Annotated in this window: 22 protein-coding genes; 17 read left to right on the forward strand and 5 right to left on the reverse strand. The window is 67.6% G+C overall.

Annotated features, from left to right (window positions below; genetic code table 11):
- Positions 1–26: 26 nt before the first annotated feature.
- A complete protein-coding gene (locus EV668_RS18995; RefSeq protein WP_208111585.1) occupies positions 27–800 on the reverse strand; it encodes a tellurite resistance TerB family protein in 774 nt (257 codons plus the stop codon).
- 176 nt (positions 801–976) lie between these two features.
- Between EV668_RS18995 and EV668_RS19000 the strand changes: the two genes are divergently transcribed.
- Together EV668_RS19000 and EV668_RS19005 are read left to right on the forward strand one after the other, a co-directional pair.
- Complete coding sequence (locus tag EV668_RS19000) at positions 977–1,363, forward strand: type II toxin-antitoxin system RelE/ParE family toxin (RefSeq protein WP_166652547.1); 387 nt, start codon at positions 977–979, stop codon at positions 1,361–1,363.
- The gene (locus tag EV668_RS19005) at positions 1,360–1,671 is read left to right on the forward strand and encodes a helix-turn-helix domain-containing protein (protein ID WP_133773059.1); all 312 of its coding nucleotides are present in this window, start codon (positions 1,360–1,362) and stop codon (positions 1,669–1,671) included. Before EV668_RS19000 ends, EV668_RS19005 begins: the two co-directional genes overlap by 4 nt.
- 40 nt (positions 1,672–1,711) lie before the next feature.
- On the opposite strand, the gene EV668_RS19010 is transcribed toward EV668_RS19005, so the two are convergent.
- From EV668_RS19010 to gap, 4 genes are all read right to left on the reverse strand, one after another.
- Positions 1,712–2,947, reverse strand: coding sequence for a glycerophosphodiester phosphodiesterase family protein (locus EV668_RS19010; protein ID WP_133773062.1), 1,236 nt, complete (start codon positions 2,945–2,947; stop codon positions 1,712–1,714).
- A gap of 89 nt (positions 2,948–3,036) precedes the next feature.
- Positions 3,037–3,630, reverse strand: coding sequence for a putative glycolipid-binding domain-containing protein (locus EV668_RS19015; protein WP_133773064.1), 594 nt, complete (start codon positions 3,628–3,630; stop codon positions 3,037–3,039).
- Positions 3,627–4,076 carry a hypothetical protein gene (locus EV668_RS19020; protein WP_245513316.1) on the reverse strand — a complete coding sequence of 150 codons (450 nt, stop codon included), beginning with the start codon at positions 4,074–4,076 and terminating at the stop codon, positions 3,627–3,629. Before EV668_RS19020 ends, EV668_RS19015 begins: the two co-directional genes overlap by 4 nt.
- A 148-nt stretch (positions 4,077–4,224) precedes the next feature.
- Positions 4,225–5,232: a type I glyceraldehyde-3-phosphate dehydrogenase gene (gap, locus tag EV668_RS19025; RefSeq protein ID WP_133773066.1), complete on the reverse strand. Its 1,008-nt coding sequence runs from the start codon at positions 5,230–5,232 to the stop codon at positions 4,225–4,227.
- Positions 5,233–5,555: 323 nt separating this feature from the next.
- On the opposite strand from gap, the gene EV668_RS19030 reads away from it, so the two are divergent.
- The 15 genes from EV668_RS19030 (at position 5,556) to rplV (ending at position 16,845) form a co-directional block, all read left to right on the forward strand.
- Positions 5,556–5,852, forward strand: coding sequence for a DUF4164 family protein (locus EV668_RS19030; protein ID WP_133773068.1), 297 nt, complete (start codon positions 5,556–5,558; stop codon positions 5,850–5,852).
- A gap of 3 nt (positions 5,853–5,855) precedes the next feature.
- Positions 5,856–6,224: a cell division protein ZapA gene (locus EV668_RS19035; protein WP_133773070.1), complete on the forward strand. Its 369-nt coding sequence runs from the start codon at positions 5,856–5,858 to the stop codon at positions 6,222–6,224.
- A gap of 10 nt (positions 6,225–6,234) precedes the next feature.
- A complete protein-coding gene (locus EV668_RS19040; RefSeq protein ID WP_425359643.1) occupies positions 6,235–7,431 on the forward strand; it encodes a winged helix-turn-helix domain-containing protein in 1,197 nt (398 codons plus the stop codon).
- Between the two features lie 78 nt (positions 7,432–7,509).
- Complete coding sequence (locus EV668_RS19045) at positions 7,510–8,478, forward strand: AEC family transporter (RefSeq protein WP_133773075.1); 969 nt, start codon at positions 7,510–7,512, stop codon at positions 8,476–8,478.
- A 351-nt stretch (positions 8,479–8,829) separates the two neighbouring features.
- Entirely contained in the window at positions 8,830–9,201 is a 372-nt protein-coding gene (rpsL, locus tag EV668_RS19050; RefSeq protein ID WP_133773077.1) for a 30S ribosomal protein S12, read from the forward strand.
- Positions 9,202–9,323: 122 nt separating this feature from the next.
- Positions 9,324–9,794: a 30S ribosomal protein S7 gene (gene rpsG, locus EV668_RS19055; protein WP_133773079.1), complete on the forward strand. Its 471-nt coding sequence runs from the start codon at positions 9,324–9,326 to the stop codon at positions 9,792–9,794.
- 25 nt (positions 9,795–9,819) lie between these two features.
- Positions 9,820–11,895, forward strand: a complete 2,076-nt coding sequence (gene fusA, locus EV668_RS19060) for an elongation factor G (protein WP_133773081.1) — start codon at positions 9,820–9,822, stop codon at positions 11,893–11,895.
- A gap of 72 nt (positions 11,896–11,967) precedes the next feature.
- Positions 11,968–13,158 (forward strand): elongation factor Tu, encoded by a 1,191-nt coding sequence (gene tuf / locus EV668_RS19065; protein WP_133773083.1) that lies wholly within the window; start codon positions 11,968–11,970, stop codon positions 13,156–13,158.
- 133 nt (positions 13,159–13,291) lie between these two features.
- Positions 13,292–13,597 carry a 30S ribosomal protein S10 gene (gene rpsJ / locus EV668_RS19070; RefSeq protein ID WP_133773085.1) on the forward strand — a complete coding sequence of 102 codons (306 nt, stop codon included), beginning with the start codon at positions 13,292–13,294 and terminating at the stop codon, positions 13,595–13,597.
- A 59-nt stretch (positions 13,598–13,656) separates the two neighbouring features.
- Entirely contained in the window at positions 13,657–14,397 is a 741-nt protein-coding gene (rplC, locus tag EV668_RS19075) for a 50S ribosomal protein L3 (protein ID WP_133773087.1), read from the forward strand.
- Positions 14,397–15,017 carry a 50S ribosomal protein L4 gene (gene rplD / locus EV668_RS19080; RefSeq protein WP_133773089.1) on the forward strand — a complete coding sequence of 207 codons (621 nt, stop codon included), beginning with the start codon at positions 14,397–14,399 and terminating at the stop codon, positions 15,015–15,017. Before rplC ends, rplD begins: the two co-directional genes overlap by 1 nt.
- Positions 15,014–15,310, forward strand: a complete 297-nt coding sequence (locus EV668_RS19085) for a 50S ribosomal protein L23 (protein WP_133773090.1) — start codon at positions 15,014–15,016, stop codon at positions 15,308–15,310. Before rplD ends, EV668_RS19085 begins: the two co-directional genes overlap by 4 nt.
- 21 nt (positions 15,311–15,331) lie before the next feature.
- On the forward strand, positions 15,332–16,174 hold the full coding sequence (gene rplB / locus EV668_RS19090; protein WP_133773092.1) for a 50S ribosomal protein L2: 843 nt from the start codon (positions 15,332–15,334) through the stop codon (positions 16,172–16,174).
- A 7-nt stretch (positions 16,175–16,181) separates the two neighbouring features.
- A complete protein-coding gene (gene rpsS / locus EV668_RS19095) occupies positions 16,182–16,460 on the forward strand; it encodes a 30S ribosomal protein S19 (protein ID WP_133773094.1) in 279 nt (92 codons plus the stop codon).
- Position 16,461: 1 nt separating this feature from the next.
- Positions 16,462–16,845, forward strand: a complete 384-nt coding sequence (gene rplV, locus EV668_RS19100; RefSeq protein WP_133773096.1) for a 50S ribosomal protein L22 — start codon at positions 16,462–16,464, stop codon at positions 16,843–16,845.
- Positions 16,846–16,849: the final 4 nt, after the last annotated feature.

Genomic DNA, 16,849 nt, shown 5'->3' on the forward strand with positions numbered 1-16,849 from the left:
CGCGCCCCCGGGCGCGGGCCGGCGACCTACGCGCCGGCGATCGGCGCCTCGGCGTCGACCTTCGCGTGCAGGCTCGCGACCAAGGCCGGGTCGAGCTTCAGGCGGGCGGCGAGCGCTGCGAGGTAATCGCGCTCCGCAGCCGTGTCGACGGTGATCGCGAGGAGGGAGGCGGCGTAGATCGCAGCGGCGATCTCGGGGCCGCGCGCGCCTTCCGCGACACGTGCGACGTCGAGCGGCGCAGACAGCTCGGCCAGCACGAAGGCGCCGTCCTCCTGGGTAAGCTGCATTTTCTGCAATTCGGTCGCCAGGGCGGCCTGTTCCGTCGCGTCGATCCCGCCATCCGCCTTCGCCGCCGCGATCATCGCGCGGATGAGGACGCGGCTGAGTTCCTCCTCTGCGTCGCTGCTTGTCGGTGCGAGCGGCGATCCGGCCGGCGGTTCCTCGGTGGCAGGGGCTCCGAACGGACCGTTTGCCGTGGCGGGGCGCGGCTGCGACCCGCCGGCTGGCTGCGCGGCCTGGCCCTGCTTCGCCTGCCAATCCTGGTAGGCCTGCCAGGCGAGGGAGCCGACGACGGCGAGGCCGCCCAGCTTGGCGAGGCTCCCCCCGGCCTTCCGCCCCTTCTTCGAGCCGAAGACCATCCCGGCGAGGGTCCCGGCGATGGCCGTTCCGGCCCGGCTCCCGAGAACGCGGGTCAGATCGCCAAGAACGCCTCCCGACGTGCCGCCCTGAGCCCCGCCGCGCGTGCCGGCCTTCCCGACCTGGTTCGCGATCAGCGTGCCGAGAAGATCTGTGATGTTCACGTCTTGCGTTCCCTATCGTCTGCCCTTGCCACCCGGGCCGAGCTGAAGGTGGGGTCCATAACAGCGGTTTCCAACATTCGAATGGAGGTCGAGTCGCTGGTTATGCGGTGGGAGGAGCGCCTCTCTTGCCGCCTGGCTGCGAGGGTGCGCCATTGACGCATATGCGTCAATGGCGTATGACTATGCTCATGGGCGGGCCGCTTCATACCGTCGTCGAGACCGAGCCCTTCCTCCGGAAGGCCAAGGAACTCGGCTTCTCCGACGAGATGCGGGCTGCGATCGTCAACGCGGTCGCGGCGGATCCGGAAGCCAGCGACGGCGAGGTCATCGCCAGCAACGTCCGCAAGCGCCGCATTCCGGGTCAGGGCCGGGGCAAGAGCGGCGGCTATCGGATTGCGGTGGCGTATTTCGGGCCGGACGCCCCGGCTTACATCCTCGCGATCCTCCGGAAAGGCGAGGCGGACGTCTTTTCGGACGACCAGAAGAAGCGGATCAAGGGCGCCTCCGACAAGGTCTCACGGGCGCTGAAGTCGAAGGGCAAGACGAAAGGGACGCGGGGATGACTTCTGCTTTCGACGACATCATGGAAGGCCTTGCGCAGGCCGCCCGCCACGCGGCCGGAGAGGAGGTGCCCGGCCTCGTCGTGCACGTGCCCGCGAAGCTGGACGTGGCAGCGATCCGGGAGAAGACGAACCTCTCGCAACCGGCTTTCGCGCGCTCGATCGGCGTCCAGACGGCGACACTGCGCCAGTGGGAACAGGGCCGGCGCGACCCGACCGGCCCGGCCCGCGTGCTGCTCGCCCTGGTCGACAAGCGCCCCGGCATTGTGGGTGAGGTTCTGGGCGCACCGGCGGCGAAGCGGCGAGCCTGATGCTCTCAAATCGGGCGCCTTGTTGCCGCCGTAGCCCGCTTCACGGGGCGCCGACGCAATTGGCGTAGAAGGTCGTCGTCGCCGGCCAGTCGGAGAAGACGCCGCGGACGCCGATCTGTCGATGCAGGACGTCGAGCAGGGTCAGCATGTCTCCGTCGCGGTCGATCAGCGGCTTGACCGACTGGTAGTACCAGCCGCCGCCGCTCTCGAGCGGGCCGGAGCGCTCCAGCGACCAGGCGATCAGGTCGAGGCCCGCCTTCCGTGCTTCGCGCGCATAGGCGGAGGGCACGATGGTACCGTCGGGGCCCGGCGCGACGAGCATCCAGAGAGGCGGCGCGAGGATGCGCACGCCCCGGCCCGCGAGGTCGCTCATCGAGGGAGACCACGTCTCGGGCTTCGCCGTGTCGAAGCCGCCGCCTTCGCGCTCGTCGAGGAAGACCGCCTGCCTGCCGAAATCGGGCTCGGCGCGGATCCAGTAGAGGACGTCCCGAAGCAGGAAGCTCTGTGGAAAGACGTCGGCGGGCGGGATGCCGGCCGCCTTATAGTCGTCGATCAGCTGCTGAGCGTATTGGTCCTGGGAATAGCTGCCCTCGAAGGGCATCGGCACTTCGGGCGCCTTGAGCTCCGGCGTGAACTTGCGGCCGAGCGATTTCACCAGCGCGATGTATTCCTTGTGGGTCATCAGCGTGCCGGTCGTGGCGTAGAGGTCCGTGCGCCAGCGCGGCGTCGCGTTCATATAGGCGTCGAGCGTCGTCGCGTTCGGATCGGCCGCGTCCATCTTGCCGTTCAGCGACTTGAACTCGGCCAGCGTCAGGTCGCTCGCGCAGCATTTTGCCGAGGCCTTGCGGCCGGTCGCCGGATCGGCGGGCGTGAAGCCCTGGCTGCATTTCGCGGCGAGGGCGGGACGCGAGAGGATGTCCGTCGTCCTGTGCAGGTCGCATTGCGCGTGCCGGCAGACGAGTTCGCGGTCCTTGGTGAAGGCGACGTCGCATTCGATGATGCCGGCCCCCATCCGCGCCGCCGCCTTCACGCCCTCGACGGTGTGTTCCGGAAACTGAAGCGGCGCGCCGCGATGAGAGATCGAGAAGTCGCGCACCGTATAGGGCCGCTCGGGGCCGCAAGCCCGCAGGGCCTCCCGGACGGGGCCGGGCTTCATCGTATCGACGAGATGGAAGGGGCGTGGGCCGATCTGGGCGCGCGCCGCCGGTTCCTGGGCGAGTGCGGCGGGGCCTGCCAGCGCGGCGACAAGAGCAGCGAGCGGGGCGAGGCGGATCATGGTCACTCCTTCCCGGAGCGTTGTAAGGCGGCTCTGTGACGCTGTCGTAGACTGGAGCGAGGCCGACGGTCCCGCCAGGCATGGCCAGCCTACCGGGGGAGCGGCATCCGCGCGAACAGGCCCGGATAGTCGCCGACGAGCCCGTCCTCGTCGACCGTCAGGTCGGCCGTGAAGCTTCCGTCGGCCGCCTCGAAGCGGAACCGCCGGGCCGCCTCGGACGGTGCCGACAGGCAGGTATAGATCTGCGCATCCCTCACGGGGACGAAGCTGTCGAACGGGACGTAGAGCATGTCGAGCGCCAGGGAGCGGCCGCCGCTGCGCGCCCAGTCGATCCGCCGGATCGGCAGCGTGTTGGTGAAGGGTGAGCCTGCGAGGTCGACATCCATGCAGCCGTCGAATTCGGGCAGGGCGCGGCCATCGTGATTGGTCCAATGGCCCGCGCCATCGGAGGCGAGCGACAGCGCCATGCCGGCGCTGGTGCCGAGATGCAGTTCGCGCACGGCGAAGCCGCGGTCGCAGACGATCGTGTAGTCGACGCCGTAGGCATGACCGTCGCGCTCGCCGACGACGACCCCGCGGGCGACGATCTCGTCGCCCTCCGGAGAGAGCGTCAGATGCTCGAGCCCGTCGCCCTCATCGGGGCGCCAGCGCGCCGTGACGGCGCGGGGCGCGGCGAAGCTCATCGCCCGATCAGGCCGGGCATGTAGCGGATGATGAGGACCGTCAGGATCGCGGTCAGCACCGCGGTGAGGGCGGAGGAGATCAGGAGGGCCGGGAAGGCAGGCAGCGTCCGGATGCGGCGCGCGATGAACTTCACCTCGGAGCGGACCGCGGCGAGTTCCGATTGCTGGGCGACCTCGCTCATCCGCAGGGAGGCGGATTCGAACCGGTCGAGCACCCGGGCCGTGGAGCCCTCGGAGCGCGCCAGCTTCTCCTCGATGCGGGCGGTCTTGTCCTCGAGCCGCGCCAGCTGGTCGGCGAGGGAGGCCGGCGCGCGGGCAGCCGGCGCGGCCGCTGCCGGGGCGGCGACTTGAACGGGCGACGAGGATGGAGAGGCGGATCCCGCATCCGTCTCGTCGTTGCCGGCGTCGCGGATGGGTTCGAGACGGGATGGCGTGGTGTCGGTCATGTCGCGCCTTTCACGATGACATCCGCGATCGGGCCGTGCGCTACCCGCCTGCGCCGAATCGCGGTCGGCGGGAGAATGATCGCGAAATGCGGACGGGTCTTGACGGCCGGTTGCGAGGGCCGCGGCGGCGAGGCCGCGGCCCGACGCGTCAGATCAGCTTCGCGAGGGCGACGGCCGTGTCGCTCATGCGGTTCGAGAAGCCCCATTCGTTGTCGTACCAGGACAGGATGCGGACGAAGTTCCCGTCGAGCACCTTGGTCTGGTCGAGCGCGAAGATCGACGAATGCGGATCGTGGTTGAAGTCGATCGAGACGTTCGGCTGGTCGGTGACGCCGAGGATGCCCTTGAGCTTTCCGTTGGCGGCCGCCTTGATGGCCTCGTTGATCTCCTCCTTCGTCGTCGCCTTCTTGGAGACGAACTTCAGGTCGACGACCGAGACGTTCGGGGTCGGCACGCGGATCGAGGATCCGTCGAGCTTGCCGTTCAGTTCGGGCAGGACGAGGCCGACGGCCTTGGCCGCACCGGTCGAGGTCGGGATCTGCGACAGGGCCGCCGCGCGGCCGCGGTAGAGGTCCTTGTGCATGGTGTCGAGCGTCGGCTGGTCGCCGGTATAGGAGTGGATCGTCGTCATGAAGCCCTTCTCGATGCCGACGACCTCGTTGAGGACATAGGCGACCGGGGCGAGGCAGTTCGTCGTGCAGGACGCGTTCGAGATGACGAGGTGGTCCTTCGTCAGCTTGTCGTGGTTGACGCCGTAGACGACGGTCAGGTCGGCGCCATCGGCCGGGGCCGAGACGATGACGCGCTTCGCGCCCGCCTGGAGATGGGCCGAGGCCTTCTCCTTCGAGGTGAAGATGCCGGTGCATTCGAGGGCGATGTCGACGCCCAGGTCCTTGTGCGGCAGTTCGGCGGGGTTGCGGATCGCCGTCACCTTGATGGTCTTGCCGTCGACGATGATCGTATCGCCCGAGACCTCGACCTTGCCGGGGTAGCGGCCATGGACGGAATCGAAGCGCAGCAGGTGGGCGTTGGTCTCGACCGGGCCGAGATCGTTGATGGCCACGACCTCGATGTCCTTGCGGCCGCTTTCGTGGATCGCGCGGAGCACGTTCCGGCCGATGCGTCCGAAGCCGTTGATCGCAACCTTCACCGTCATGATGTCCTCCTGGACCGCCGTCGCATGGACGGGCGCGTCGCCGTTAACCGCTGATGATATGGGGAGTGCCTGCCGTCGCCGCCCGCACGCGCCGAGCAGGACCGCGAGGGGGCCTGAGCAGCGTGAATGCGAAGAAATCCTTCAAGATCTCGGGTCCGAGGGCACCGTCCGGGTGCCTCTGCAGGCGTGGCCGGGTCCATTAACAAGGCTCGCCCTGCAAATCAAACGGGCGGCGGAGCCGGGTCGCCGTGCGCGCACGTGCGAAACGGCGGGCGGGACGAAAATGCGTTGACTACGCCAGCGCCCGGTCCGATCACTGGGGCATGAATCCCGACCTAGCCGCAGCCCTTGCGCGCCTCGACGCGGCGATCGGCCAGCTCGACGCCTCGGTCGCGCGTCATTTCGATGCCGACCTGCGCCGGAGCGACATCGAGATGGAGCTTCAGGTCATGGGCGACGACCGCGCCCGCCTCGCGACGGACCTCGAGAGCGCTTCGGCGCGCGTCGCGCAGCTCGAGAGCGCGGCCGATCACGTCGGCGCCCGGCTCGGCGCGGCCATCGGCTCGATCCAGGACATCCTGGCCGCCGAGCGGCCATCCTCGACGCCGGCGCGGGGCTGAGCCATGGCCTCCGTGCAGGTGACGATCGCGGGCCGCGCCTACAGGATGGCGTGCGGCGACGGCGAGGAGAAACATCTCGAAGCCCTCGCGGCCGCCTTCGACGCGAAGATCAGCGAGATGCGCTCGGCCTTCGGCGAGATCGGCGACATGCGCCTTCACGTCATGGCCGCCATCATGACCGCCGACGAATTGTCGGAGGCGCGGCGGCGCGTCGAGACGCTGGAGGCGGAGCTCTCGGCGATGCGCTCGCTCGCCACGTCCTCCGCCGACCGGTCGGAGCGGATGGAGCGCCAGCTGACCGAGGCGCTCAATCGGTCGGCCGGCAAGATCGAGGCGCTCGCGGCCCGCTTCCGGCCCGGTTCCGAGCCGTAGGAGGCGGCGTATTCCCCGCGCCCCCGAGGACCGCATCGGCGCCCCTCTCGCCCGGCGCATCGCGCTCGCGGCGGCGGGGTTTCGCGAGCCGCGCCCCGACCGGCCCGGCGCACGCCATGTCGGCCGTGTGTTCGACCGGCTTGGCCTCGTCCAGATCGACAGCGTCAACGTCCTCGCGCGGGCCCATACCGTGCCGTTCTTCTCCCGGCTCGGGCCCTATGATCCGGCGCTGCTCGAGCGGGCCGCCTATGCCGGACGCCGCCGCAACCTGTTCGAATACTGGGGTCATGAGGCCTCGCTGATCCGTCTCGACCTGCATCCGCTGCTGCGCTGGCGCATGAAGGAAGCCGAGGCCGGGCGCGGCATCTATGACGGGCTCCGCCGCTTCGCCGCCGAGAAGCGGCCCTTCATCGACGAGGTCTTGCGGGAGGTCGAGCGGCGCGGCCCGGTCACCGCCGGGGAACTCGAGGCGGCCGGCGAGGAATCCCGCAAGGGGGCGGGCGGCTGGTGGGGCTGGAGCGAGGCCAAGCGGGCGGTCGAATGGCTCTTCTGGGCCGGCCTCCTGACGACGAGGACGCGCCGCGGCTTCGCCCGCGTCTACGACATCCCTGAGCGCGTGATCCCGGCCGACATCCTCTCTCTGCCGACGCCGCAGCCGGCGGATGCTCATCGCGGCCTCGTTCGGGTGGCCGCGCGCGCTCTCGGCATCGCGACGGAGCCCGATCTGCGCGACTATTTCCGCCTCCGGCCCGAGGCGTCCAAAGCGGCCGTCGCCGCGCTCGTCGAGGAGGGAGACCTGATCCCCGTCGCGGTCGAGGGCTGGAGGGCGCCCGCCTATCTCCACCGCGACGCCGCCAGGCCCCGCCGGGTCGAAGCCTGCGCGCTCGTCTCGCCCTTCGACCCGCTGGTCTGGGAGCGCGACCGGACGGAGCGCCTCTTCGGCTTCCGCTACCGGATCGAGATCTACACGCCCGCGCACAAGCGCGAGCACGGCTACTACTGTCTGCCCTTCCTCCTCGGCGACCGCATCGCGGCGCGGGTCGATCTGAAGGCCGATCGGGCGGCAGGACGGCTCCTCGTTCTGTCGGTCCATCTCGAGCCCGGCGGCGCGCCGGAGGAGGTGCGGGCCGCGCTCGACGCCGAATTGGCGCAGGTGGCGGCGTGGCTCGGCCTCGCGACGGTGGTGCACGGCAGAGCGGCCGCCTGAGACCTGCGGCGCCGGCCGGGCTTGCCGCGTCCGGGCCGCAACGGGCACAAGGGCGCGTTCTCCCTTGGACCCGTTCCCGTGTCGGACCTCATCGGCCTGCTGTCTCTGATCGCCCCCTTCTTCGGCCTGATCGGCCTTGGCGTCGGAGCCGCGAAGATCGCGAGACTGCCCGTCGAGGGCCTCGCCTGGATGCGCTTCTTCCTCGTCTATCTGGCGCTGCCCTGCCTGTTCTTCAGACTGGTTGCCGACAAGCCGATCGCCGAGATCGCCAATGCGCGGTTCGTCCTTCTGACGACGGTCGCGACGGCGCTCGCCTTCGCGCTCGCCTTTCTCACGGTCGCCATCGCGACGAAGAGGCTTCCCGGAGCAGTGTTGGGCGGCGTCGCGGGCGCATATTCCAATATCGGCTATATGGGCCCGCCCCTGGTCCTCTCCTTCCTCGGACCGGCCGCCAATGCGCCCGTCGCGCTGATCCTGATCTTCGACACGCTGTTCCTGTTCACGGCCGTGCCGGCGCTGATGTCGCTCGCCGGGGTCGAGCGGCGCGCCCCCGGGGCCGCCATCCTTGCGGTTCTCGGACGTGTCGCCTTTCACCCGTTCATGGTCGGGACGGCCGCTGGCGTGCTCGCGAGCCTGTTCCAGATCCGCCTGCCCGCCGTGCTCGACACGATGTCGGCCTGGCTCGCAGGCGCATCCGCCCCCTGCGCGCTGTTCGTCCTCGGCGTGATGGTGGCCCTGCAGCCCGTCGGGCGGATCGGGGCCGAGATCGGCGTCCTCGTCGCGATCAAGCTGCTCCTCCATCCGCTCGCGGTCTGGGTGCTGCTCTCGCTGTTCGGAGACCCCGATCCCGTCTGGGTCCAGGCCGCCGTCGTGATGGCCGCTCTGCCGCCCGCGCTGAACATCTTCGTCCTGTCGACCCAGTACCGCGTCGGAATCGAGCGCGCGTCGGCCTGCGTCCTCGTCGGGACCATCCTCTCGATGGTGACGCTGACGGGGCTTCTGTGGCTGTTCCGCACGGGAACCGTGCCCGTCCTGCTGTTCCGCTGAGCCGGCGGCGCGCGTTTCGGGGCAGGTCCGACGAAAACTGTCCCCTGATCCTGCGATCTGCACTTGACGGGGGGCGAGTCGGGGCTTTAGAAGCGCCCCATCCACGGCAGGCTGTATGTCTCGCGGGTCGAACCGACACGGTTCGATGCATCGGACCTAAACGCTGTCGTCCTTAATCGGTATCGCCCGCGATCGGGCTTTGGATGGCATGACCGCCTCCGGGTGGTCCTCTGCGGCTTTTCGCGACAGAGGCTCATCGGGCCTGTGGCGCGGTTTTTCGTTTGGTGCGCGGGCCCCGGCCTCCGCACCGCAGTTTCAAGAGCCGCTTCGGCGGTTGGTGACGAGGGCTTCATGCCGACGATCAGTCAGTTGATCCGCAAGCCGCGCACGGTGCCGGCGAGCCGCAACAAGGTTCCGGCCCTGCAGGCCTGCCCGCAGAAGCGCGGCGTTTGCACGCGCGTCTACACCACGACCCCGAAGAAGCCGAACTCGGCGCTTCGTAAGGTTGCCAAGGTTCGTCTGACGAACGGCTTCGAGGTCATCGGGTACATCCCGGGCGAGGGCCACAATCTGCAGGAGCACTCGGTCGTCATGATCCGCGGCGGCCGCGTGAAGGACCTTCCGGGCGTGCGCTACCACATCCTGCGCGGTGTGCTCGACACCCAGGGCGTCAAGAACCGGAAGCAGCGCCGGTCGAAGTACGGCGCCAAGCGGCCGAAGTGAGCCGGGCTTAGCCCAGGGTCGTTCCTCGGGGTCATCCCGAGGCAATGACATTCAGGCCCCTCTGGGGCGACGCGGTCGGGATGAGCCCGGCCGGCGCGAACAAGATTTGACCGGAGCAGGACATGTCCCGCCGCCATAAGGCCGAAAAGCGCGAGATCATCCCGGACCCGAAGTTCGGTGACGTGGTCGTGACCAAGTTCATGAACTCGATCATGTACGAGGGGAAGAAGTCGACGGCCGAAGGCATCGTCTACGGTGCGTTCGACATCATCGAGGGCAAGGCCCGCGTGAACCCGATCGAGGTGTTCCGCGCCGCGCTCGACAATGTCGCGCCCGCCATCGAGGTCCGCTCCCGCCGCGTCGGCGGTGCGACCTACCAGGTTCCGGTCGAGGTTCGTCCCGAGCGCCGTCAGGCGCTGGCCATCCGCTGGCTGATCCAGGCTGCTCGCTCGCGCAACGACCGGACGATGGTCGAGCGCCTGTCGTCCGAGCTGCTGGACGCTGCCAACAACCGCGGCAACGCGGTGAAGAAACGCGAAGACACCCACCGGATGGCCGAGGCCAACCGGGCCTTCTCTCACTACCGCTGGTAATCCGAGAAGGTCAGGAGCACGTATCATGCCCCGCACCCACGCGATCGAAGACTATCGCAACTTCGGCATCATGGCCCACATCGATGCCGGCAAGACGACGACGACCGAGCGGATCCTGTTCTACACGGGCAAGAGCCACAAGCTCGGCGAGGTCCATGATGGCGCCGCCACCATGGATTGGATGACGCAGGAGCAGGAGCGCGGCATCACGATCACGTCCGCCGCGACGACGTGCTTCTGGCGCGACAAGCGTCTGAACATCATCGACACCCCCGGTCACGTCGATTTCACGATCGAGGTCGAGCGGTCGCTGCGCGTGCTCGACGGCGCCGTGTGCGTGCTCGACGGCAACCAGGGCGTCGAGCCCCAGACCGAGACCGTCTGGCGTCAGGCCGACAAGTACGACGTGCCGCGTGTCGTGTTCGTCAACAAGATGGACAAGACCGGCGCCGACTTCTTCAAGTGCGTCAAGGACATCGTCGACCGCGTCGCCGGCAAGCCCGTCTGCATGCAGCTGCCGATCGGCGCCGAGAGCGATTTCCAGGGCGTCATCGACCTCGTGAAGATGAAGGCGATCGTCTGGGACGGCGAGGCTCTCGGAGCGAGCTTCAAAGAGGCCGAGATTCCGGCCGATCTGAAGGACCAGGCGGCGGAATATCGCGTCAAGCTGGTCGAGGCCTGCGTCGAAATGGACGACGCCGCGATGGAGGCGTATCTCGAGGGCAACGAGCCCGACGAGCCGACGATGCGCAGGCTCGTCCGGACCGCCGTTCAGCGTCGCGCCTTCCATCCGGTGTTCTGCGGCTCGGCCTTCAAGAACAAGGGCGTGCAGCCCCTGCTCGACGCGGTTGTCGACTATCTTCCGTCGCCTGCCGATCGTGAAGCCATCGCCGGCACCGATCCCGAGACGGATGAGCCGATCACCCGGAGGCCGCTCGACAGCGATCCCTTCGCCATGCTCGCCTTCAAGATCATGGACGACCCGTTCGTCGGCACGATCACGTTCTGCCGCGTCTATTCGGGCAAGATCGAATCCGGCACGGGCATCGTGAACTCGACCCGCGACAAGAAAGAGCGCGTCGGCCGCATGCTGCTCATGCATGCGAACAACCGCGAGGACATCAAGGAAGCCTATGCCGGCGACATCGTCGCGCTCGCAGGCCTCAAGGATGTCCGCACCGGCGATACGCTGTGCGATGCCGCCAAGCCGGTGATCCTCGAGAAGATGGAGTTCCCCGAGCCCGTCATCGAGATCGCGGTCGAGCCGAAGTCGAAGGCGGACCAGGAGAAGCTTGGTCTCGCGCTGGCGAAGCTCGCGGCCGAGGATCCGTCCTTCCGCGTGTCGACCGACCAGGAGAGCGGCCAGACCATCCTCAAGGGCATGGGCGAGCTCCATCTCGACATCAAGGTCGACATCCTGAAGCGGACCTATAAGGTCGAGGCCAATATCGGTGCGCCGCAGGTTGCCTATCGCGAGAAGCTGACGCGCCGGGCCGAGATCGACTACACGCACAAGAAGCAGACCGGCGGCACGGGGCAGTTCGCCCGCGTGAAGCTGGTGGTCGAGCCGGGCGAGCCTGGCACGGGCTTCGTGTTCGAGTCGAAGATCGTCGGTGGCTCGGTGCCGAAGGAATACATCCCGGGCGTCGAGAAGGGCCTGAACTCCGTCATGGGTGCGGGCATCCTCGCCGGCTTCCCGGTGGTGGACGTCAAGGTCGAGCTGGTCGACGGCGCCTTCCACGAGGTCGACTCCTCGGCTCTCGCCTTCGAGATCGCCTCCCGCGCTGCGATGCGTGAGGCGCTCCAGAAGGGCCACTCGGTTCTGCTCGAGCCGGTGATGAAGGTCGAGGTCGTCTCGCCGGAAGAGTATACCGGCTCGGTCATCGGCGACCTGAACTCGCGGCGCGGCCAGATCCAGGGCCAGGACATGCGGGGCAATGCGAACGTCATCAACGCGATGGTTCCGCTGGCCAACATGTTCGGCTACGTGAACCAGCTTCGCTCGTTCAGCCAGGGTCGCGCGAACTACACGATGCAGTTCGACCATTACGAGGAAGTGCCGCGCGGCGAGGCCGAGAAGGTCGTCGCGAAGTACGCCTGAACCCAATCCCCTCGCCGGGGCCCGGCCTCGGCGAAATCGAAATCCGACTCTTAGAAGATAGGATAACCTGTCATGGCCAAAGAGAAATTCTCCCGCAACAAGCCGCATTGCAACATCGGCACGATCGGTCACGTCGACCACGGCAAGACCTCGCTGACGGCTGCGATCACCAAGGTCCTGGCGGAAGCCGGCGGCGCGACCTTCACGGCCTATGATCAGATCGACAAGGCTCCCGAGGAGAAGGCCCGCGGCATCACGATCTCGACCTCGCACGTCGAGTACGAGACCGCGAACCGTCACTACGCCCACGTCGACTGCCCCGGCCACGCCGACTACGTGAAGAACATGATCACGGGTGCCGCCCAGATGGACGGCGCGATCCTGGTCGTGTCCGCCGCGGACGGCCCGATGCCCCAGACCCGTGAGCACATCCTGCTCGCCCGTCAGGTCGGCGTGCCTGCGCTCGTCGTGTTCCTGAACAAGGTCGACATGGTCGACGACGCCGAGCTGCTCGAGCTCGTCGAGCTCGAGGTTCGCGAGCTGCTCTCCAGCTACGAGTTCCCCGGCGACGACGTTCCGATCACCAAGGGTTCGGCGCTGATGGCCCTCGAGGACAAGCAGCCCGAGATCGGCCGTGAGGCGGTCCTCGCGCTCATGCAGAGCGTCGACGACTACATCCCGCAGCCCGAGCGCCCGATCGACCAGCCCTTCCTGATGCCGATCGAGGACGTGTTCTCGATCTCCGGCCGCGGCACCGTCGTGACCGGCCGCGTCGAGCGTGGCATCGTCAAGGTCGGCGAGACGGTCGAGATCGTCGGCATCCGCGCCACCCAGACGACGACCGTCACGGGCGTCGAGATGTTCCGCAAGCTGCTCGACCAGGGCCAGGCCGGCGACAATGTCGGCGTGCTGCTCCGCGGCACGAAGCGTGAGGACGTCGAGCGCGGCCAGGTCGTCTGCAAGCCCGGTTCGGTCAAGCCGCACACGAAGTTCAAGGCCGAGGCCTACATCCTGACGAAGGAAGAGGGCGGCCGTCACACCCCGTTCTTCACGAACTACCGTCCGCAGTTCTACTTCCGGACGACGGACGTGACCGGCGTGTGCACGCTCCCCGAGGGCACCGAGATGGTCATGCCCGGCGACAACATCTCCATGGACGTGACGCTGATCGTGCCGATCGCCATGGAAGAGAAGCTGCGTTTCGCTATCCGCGAGGGTGGTCGGACCGTCGGCGCCGGCGTCGTCGCCAGCATCCAGGAGTAATCGAGCTGTCATCCCGGGCGGCGCCTCGCGCCGGCCCGGGACCGTCAGACGAATGAGCGTCGGACGCGCAATAGTCGAGCGGTCCTGGATGAGCGTTCCGCGCCCTCCGGGATGACACCGAGAAGATGAACCGATGAACCAGAATATCCGCATCCGGCTGAAAGCCTTCGATCACCGAGTCCTCGACTCGTCGACCCGCGAGATCGTGTCGACCGCAAAGCGGACGGGTGCGCAGGTCCGCGGGCCCATCCCGCTGCCGACCCGCATCGAGCGTTTCACGGTCAACCGTTCGCCCCACATCGACAAGAAGTCGCGCGAGCAGTTCGAGATGCGCACCCACAAGCGGGTCCTCGACATCGTCGACCCGACCCCGCAGACCGTGGACGCGCTGATGAAGCTCGACCTCGCGGCCGGCGTCGATGTGGAGATCAAGCTCTGAGCCGCCCGGCTTGGAACTGAGACAGACAACGGGCCTGCAAGGGCCGAGGAATTGAGACCATGCGCTCAGGCGTGATTGCAAAGAAGGTCGGGATGACCCGCATCTTCACCGAAGCCGGGGAACACGTCCCGGTGACGGTGCTGAAGGTCGACAACTGCCAGGTTGTCGCCCACCGCACCGTGGAGAAGAACGGCTACACCGCGCTTCAGGTCGGCGTCGGCACCGCGAAGGTGAAGAACGTCTCGAAGGCCGAGCGTGGCCGCTTCGCGGTGGCTCAGGTCGAGCCGAAGCAGAAGCTTGCCGAGTTCCGCGTGTCCGACGACGCGCTGATCCCGGTCGGCGCCGAGATCACGGCGGATCACTTCGTCGAGGGCCAGTTCGTCGACGTCACCGGCACCACGACCGGTAAGGGCTTCGCCGGCGGCATGAAGCGCTGGAACTTCGGTGGTCTGCGGGCGTCGCACGGCGTCTCGATCTCGCACCGTTCGATCGGTGGTACGGGTGGCCGCCAGGATCCTGGCAAGACCTTCAAGAACAAGAAGATGCCCGGTCACCTCGGTGTCGAGCGCGTGACGACCCAGAACCTGCGCGTCGTCCGCACGGATGTCGAGCGCGGCCTTATCCTCGTCGAAGGCGCGGTCCCCGGCCATGCCGGCGGCTGGATCTTCATCAAGGATGCCGTCAAGCGCAAGGCGCCTGCCGATCTGCCGCGGCCGGGCAAGTTCCGCGAGAGGGGCGAGACCGCCAAGGCGCAGCAGGACGCTGCTCCCGAGGCCGTGGCCGTCGAGGAGAACGCGTGATGAAGCTCGACCTGCAATCCTTCGGCGGGGACGCCTCGGGCTCGGTCGAGCTCAAGGACGAGATCTACGGTCTCGAGCCCCGCGCCGACATTCTTGCTCGCATGGTGCGCTGGCAGCTTGCCAAGCGCCGGGCCGGGACCCACAAGGTCAAGAACCGGGCCGAGATCCATCGCACCGGCAAGAAGATGTACAAGCAGAAGGGCACCGGCAATGCCCGTCACGGCTCGGCGCGCGTCGCCCAGTTCCGCGGCGGCGGGCGTGCCTTCGGCCCGGTGGTCCGCTCCCATGAGCACGACCTGCCGAAGAAGGTGAGGGCGCTCGCGCTCCGCCACGCCCTGTCGACGAAGGCCAAGTCCCAGACGATCATCGTCGTGGACGACGCAACCCTCGCCGAACCCAAGACGGCTGCCCTCAAGGAGCAGTTCGGCAAGCTCGGTCTCGCTTCGGCGCTGATCATCTCGGGTGCGGAGGTCGATACCAATTTCGGTCTCGCCGCCCGCAACCTGCCCAATATCGACGTCCTGCCGGTGCAGGGCATCAACGTCTACGACATCCTGCGCCGGGACACGCTCGTCCTGACGAAGGCCGCCGTCGATGCGCTGGAGGCGCGCTTCGCATGAATCCCGATCCGCGCCATTACGACGTGATCGTGAGCCCGGTGATCACCGAGAAGGCCACGAATCTGTCGGAGCTCAACAAGGTCGTGTTCCGGGTCGCCCCGGGTGCGACCAAGCCCCAGATCAAGGAGGCGGTCGAACGCCTCTTCGACGTGAAGGTTGCTTCGGTGAACACCGTCGTGACCAAGGGCAAAGAGAAGTTCTTCCGCGGCCGCAAGGGCCGGCGGGCCGACGTCAAGAAAGCGATCGTGACCCTCGCCGAGGGTGATGCGATCGACGTGACGACCGGACTCTGAGGCCGGTCGGGGAACAGGATCATGGCACTCAAGACCTTCAAGCCGATCACGCCGGGCCTGCGCCAGCTCGTGATCGTCGACCGGAGCGAGCTCTACAAGGGCAAGCCCGTCAAGGCGCTGACCGAGGGCAAGCACTCCTCGGGCGGGCGTAACAATCACGGCCGTGTCACGGTCCGGTTCCGGGGCGGCGGTCACAAACAGACCTATCGCCTGGTCGACTTCAAGCGCCGCGACTTCGCGGGGCAGCCTGGAACGGTGGAGCGGATCGAATATGATCCGAACCGCACGGCCTTCATCGCGCTCGTCACCTATGCCGAGGGCAAGCAGGCCTATATCCTGGCTCCGCAGCGGCTCGCCGCCGGCGACACCGTCGTGTCGGGCGACAATGTCGACATCAAGCCGGGCAACGCGATGCCGATCGGCAACATGCCGGTGGGGACGATCGTCCACAATCTCGAGACCAAGATCGGGAAGGGCGGCGCTCTGGCCCGTTCGGCCGGGAACTACGCCCAGATCGTCGGTCGCGACCAGGGCTACGTCTCGGTCCGCCTGAACTCGGGCGAGCAGAGGCTGATCCACGGCCAGTGCTACGCCACGGTCGGCGCGGTCTCGAACCCGGACCACATGAACACCTCGATCGGCAAGGCGGGTCGGTCCCGCTGGCTCGGTCAGCGCCCGCATAACCGCGGCGTGACCATGAACCCGATCGACCATCCGCACGGCGGCGGTGAAGGCCGCACGTCCGGCGGCCGTCACCCGGTGACGCCGTGGGGCCAGCCGACCAAGGGCAAGAAGACGCGTTCGAACAAGCGCACCGACACCTTCATCGTGTCGTCGCGCCACGCGCGGAAGAAGAAGGGCTGACGCCGCCATGGCACGTTCGATCTGGAAGGGGCCGTTCGTCGACGGCTACCTGCTGAAGAAGGCCGAGGCCGCCCGCGGCTCGACCCGTCAGGAAGTGATCAAGATCTGGAGCCGACGCTCCACGATCCTGCCGCAGTTCGTGGGTCTCACGTTCGGCGTGTATAACGGTCACAAGCATATCCCGGTCTACGTCTCCGAGGAGATGGTGGGCCATAAGTTCGGCGAGTTCTCGCCGACCCGTACCTTCAATGGCCATGCGGCCGACAAGAAGGCCAAGAGGCGCTGAGATGGGCAAGTCTGCTACTCCCCGCGCGCTGCCTGAGAATGAGGCCAAGGCCGTTCTCCGGATGGTGCGCATCTCGCCGCAGAAGCTGAACCTCGTGGCTCAGCTCATCCGCGGTAAGAAGGTCGCGACGGCGCTTGCCGACCTCGAGTTCTCGCGCAAGCGGATCTCGAAGGACGTCAAGAAGTGCCTCGAAAGCGCGATCGCCAATGCCGAGAACAACCACGATCTCGACGTGGACGATCTCGTCGTGAAGGAGGCTTTCGTCGGCAAGGCGCTCGTCCTCAAGCGGTTCCATGCCCGTGCCCGTGGCCGCGGTGCGCGTATCCTGAAGCCCTTCTCGAACCTGACGATCGTGGTTCGCGAAGTCCAAGCCGAAGCGGCCTGAGGTT

Source organism: Enterovirga rhinocerotis (assembly GCF_004363955.1).
In the GTDB taxonomy this organism is placed as follows: Bacteria; Pseudomonadota; Alphaproteobacteria; order Rhizobiales; family Beijerinckiaceae; genus Enterovirga; species Enterovirga rhinocerotis.

Coding starts and splice junctions, on each gene's coding strand:
- rpsJ (WP_133773085.1), top strand. CDS start 13,292: ATGAACCAGAATATCCGCATCCGGCTGAAAGCCTTCGATCACCGAGTC.
- rplD (WP_133773089.1), top strand. CDS start 14,397: ATGAAGCTCGACCTGCAATCCTTCGGCGGGGACGCCTCGGGCTCGGTC.
- EV668_RS19005 (WP_133773059.1), top strand. CDS start 1,360: ATGACTTCTGCTTTCGACGACATCATGGAAGGCCTTGCGCAGGCCGCC.
- rplV (WP_133773096.1), top strand. CDS start 16,462: ATGGGCAAGTCTGCTACTCCCCGCGCGCTGCCTGAGAATGAGGCCAAG.
- EV668_RS19035 (WP_133773070.1), top strand. CDS start 5,856: ATGGCCTCCGTGCAGGTGACGATCGCGGGCCGCGCCTACAGGATGGCG.
- EV668_RS19030 (WP_133773068.1), top strand. CDS start 5,556: ATGAATCCCGACCTAGCCGCAGCCCTTGCGCGCCTCGACGCGGCGATC.
- rplB (WP_133773092.1), top strand. CDS start 15,332: ATGGCACTCAAGACCTTCAAGCCGATCACGCCGGGCCTGCGCCAGCTC.
- EV668_RS19015 (WP_133773064.1), bottom strand. CDS start 3,630: ATGAGCTTCGCCGCGCCCCGCGCCGTCACGGCGCGCTGGCGCCCCGAT.
- rpsG (WP_133773079.1), top strand. CDS start 9,324: ATGTCCCGCCGCCATAAGGCCGAAAAGCGCGAGATCATCCCGGACCCG.
- EV668_RS19010 (WP_133773062.1), bottom strand. CDS start 2,947: ATGATCCGCCTCGCCCCGCTCGCTGCTCTTGTCGCCGCGCTGGCAGGC.
- EV668_RS19085 (WP_133773090.1), top strand. CDS start 15,014: ATGAATCCCGATCCGCGCCATTACGACGTGATCGTGAGCCCGGTGATC.
- EV668_RS19020 (WP_245513316.1), bottom strand. CDS start 4,076: ATGACCGACACCACGCCATCCCGTCTCGAACCCATCCGCGACGCCGGC.
- tuf (WP_133773083.1), top strand. CDS start 11,968: ATGGCCAAAGAGAAATTCTCCCGCAACAAGCCGCATTGCAACATCGGC.
- rpsS (WP_133773094.1), top strand. CDS start 16,182: ATGGCACGTTCGATCTGGAAGGGGCCGTTCGTCGACGGCTACCTGCTG.
- fusA (WP_133773081.1), top strand. CDS start 9,820: ATGCCCCGCACCCACGCGATCGAAGACTATCGCAACTTCGGCATCATG.
- rpsL (WP_133773077.1), top strand. CDS start 8,830: ATGCCGACGATCAGTCAGTTGATCCGCAAGCCGCGCACGGTGCCGGCG.
- EV668_RS19000 (WP_166652547.1), top strand. CDS start 977: ATGACTATGCTCATGGGCGGGCCGCTTCATACCGTCGTCGAGACCGAG.
- rplC (WP_133773087.1), top strand. CDS start 13,657: ATGCGCTCAGGCGTGATTGCAAAGAAGGTCGGGATGACCCGCATCTTC.
- gap (WP_133773066.1), bottom strand. CDS start 5,232: ATGACGGTGAAGGTTGCGATCAACGGCTTCGGACGCATCGGCCGGAAC.